Below are 2,758 nucleotides of genomic sequence, written 5' to 3' on the forward strand. Positions count from 1 at the left end.
CCGGATACGACCTCAACACTCGCATCCTCGCAGGCCACGGGCACCTTCTGCTGATACCCGATCAGATCACCTCAGCCGCTGAATATCCGAGGTCGGTGCCCGACCCGCGCTCGCGGCGGGGCTGGTGGTACTCGCTGACAGCGATCCTGCTGGTGTGTGCCTGCGCGGTCGTCTCGGGAGCGAGGAGCATCGACGAACTCGCCGGGTGGGGCCAGCGTGCCCCGAACGCACTCCTGACCGTGATCGGGATCCGGCGTCACCTGCTCAGATGGCGGGGCTCTCCGTCGCCTGCCACGATCGGCCGTGTGCTGGGGGCCGTTGACGGTGACGCCCTGGACTGAGGTGACTCCCGTGGTGTGGACACTCTGAGAATGGATCTTGTAGGTCCGAGGAAGGGTGTCCTGGTGGGACGGAAGTCTCCATATCCGGTGGAGTTCAGGAACGACGCGGTGGCGTTGTACCGCGCTGCGGGCGGGAAGCGGCCATATGCCGCGGTCGCCGCGGACGTCGGTGTGACCGGCGAGACGCTGCGCAGTTGGGTCCGGCAGGCCGACGAGGTCGCCGGCCGTGAGCAGGTCCGCGGCGACGGGGCGGGGGCGGATCGGCACGAGGAACTGGCGAGGCTGCGGACCGAGCTCGGCCGACTGCGCAAGGCCGAGAAGAAGTGGGAACTTGAGCGGGAGATCCTGCGCCGGGCGGCCCAGTATTTCGCCAAGGAGATGAGGGCATGACCGGCCGCTGGGGCTTCATCTCCGCCCACCGCGCCGACTTCGGCGTGCAGCGGATATGCCGGATCCTTGAGGTCTCGCGCTCGGGCTACTACCGGTGGCTTGCCGGCGCGGAGGCCCGACAGGCCCGTCGGGCGGCCGACGACGCCCTGGTCGAGGAGATCCGCGAGATCCACGCCGATCACAAGGGCACGTACGGAGTCCGCCGGGTTCATGCCGAGCTGCGGGGCTTCGGACACACCGTCAACCGCAAGCGCGTGGAACGGCTGATGCGTGTCAACTCGATCGAGGGCCGCCATCTGCGGCGGCGCAAACGCACCACTGTCCCGGACCGGCTCGCACCGCCGGCCCCGGACCTGATCAACCGCGTGTTCCATGCCGGGCAGCTCGACGAGAAGTGGTGCGGCGACATCACATACGTGCAGGTCGGTGGCACGTGGCTGTATCTGGCCTGCGTTCTGGAGATCTGTTCACGCCGGGTGCTCGGCTGGTCGATGGCCACCCACATGCGGACCGAACTGGTCGTCGACGCGCTGAAGATGGCGGTGGCGACCCGAGGCGGCGGCGTGGCCGGGGTGATCTTCCACGCGGACCGCGGGTCGGAAGGTGAATTCAACTGGTCGTCGCAACACTTTGATCTCGGAGGTGTGCGACGTGGCCACGGCGGACTGGAGTTTGAAGACCAGCGATGTTCCGGAGGGTCGGCGTCGGCAGTGGCGCGCTGATCGTGCGTTGCGGCCGGCGATGCGGTCGCCAGGGCGGCCTGATCCGTCTCGGGTCGTGCAGCGCCAGTTCTGGCGGCTGATCGCCACGGGGGTCACGACGGTGGAGGCGTCGTTGGCGGTCGGCGTGTCGTGGCCGGTGGGTGCGAGGTGGTTTCGTCACGTGGCGGCATGCCTCCGATCTCGTTGGCCGAGCCCACGGGCCGGTACCTCGCGTTCGAGGAGCGCGAGGAGATCGCGATCCTCAGGGCGATGAACAAGGGCGTGCGCGAGATCGCCCGCGCCCTGGGGCGTGACCCCGGAACGATCTCTCGCGAACTGCGCCGCAACGCCGCAACGCGCGGTGGCAAGCAGGAGTACCGCGCGACGGTCGCCCAGTGGAAAGCACAGCAGGCCGCCAAGCGCCCGAAGACCGCGAAGCTCACAGGCAACGACAGGTTGCGTGAATACGTACAGGACCGGCTCGCCGGCAGCGTCCGCCGCCCCGACAACACGATCGTCACCGGGCCCAGGACGCCCGCATGGAAAGGGCTGAACAAGCCGCACCGGCAGGACAGACGATGGGCGACGGCATGGAGCCCGGAGCAGATCTCCCACCGGCTCCCAGTCGACTTCCCCGATGATGAGTCCATGCGCATCAGCCACGAAGCGATCTACCAGGCGCTGTTCATCGAAGGTCGTGGCGCGCTCAAACGGGAGCTGGTCACGTGCCTGCGCACCGGCCGGGCGCTGCGGACTCCCCGTGCACGGTCACGGAACAAGCCGCAGGGGCATGTCACCGCGGACGTCGTCCTCAGCGAACGCCCCGCCGAGGCCGCAGACCGCGCGGTCCCCGGACACTGGGAAGGCGATTTGATCATCGGGACGGGCCGCTCCGCGATCGGCACGCTCGTCGAGCGCAGCAGCCGCTCCACACTCCTGGTGCACCTGCCCCGGCTGGAGGGCTGGGGTGAAAGGACACCCACGAAGAACGGCCCCTCACTCGGAGGCTATGGCGCGATCGCGATGAACGCGGCGCTCACCACGTCGATGACGCAGCTGCCCGAGCAGCTACGCAAGACCCTCACCTGGGACCGAGGGAAGGAACTCTCCGGCCATGCCCAGTTCGCTCTCGACACCGGGACGAAGGTGTTCTTCGCCGATCCGCACTCGCCCTGGCAACGACCGACAAATGAGAACACGAACGGGCTGCTGCGTCAGTACTTCCCGAAGGGGCATTGTCAACTTGATCGCGGTCGGTCTGTGGGATGATCGTTTAGATCGTTCAGGTGGGGGTGGGGAGGGTGGCTGTGGAGGCCGGGGCGGCGG

Annotated in this window: 1 protein-coding gene and 2 pseudogenes; all 3 read left to right on the forward strand. The window is 68.1% G+C overall.

Annotated features, from left to right (window positions below; genetic code table 11):
- The coding region (locus tag ABZT03_RS43625) for a transposase family protein (RefSeq protein WP_356049793.1) at positions 1 to 341 on the forward strand (341 nt) is incomplete at its 5' end.
- A 63-nt stretch (positions 342 to 404) separates the two neighbouring features.
- Positions 405 to 1,333, forward strand: a pseudogene (locus ABZT03_RS43630) (IS3 family transposase); the annotation flags it as partial.
- 70 nt (positions 1,334 to 1,403) lie between these two features.
- Positions 1,404 to 2,665, forward strand: a pseudogene (locus ABZT03_RS43635) (IS30 family transposase); the annotation flags it as partial.
- Positions 2,666 to 2,758 lie beyond the last annotated feature (93 nt).

Origin of the sequence: Streptomyces sp. NPDC005574, from assembly GCF_040605435.1 — a bacterium.
Classification (GTDB): Bacteria; Actinomycetota; Actinomycetes; order Streptomycetales; family Streptomycetaceae; genus Streptomyces.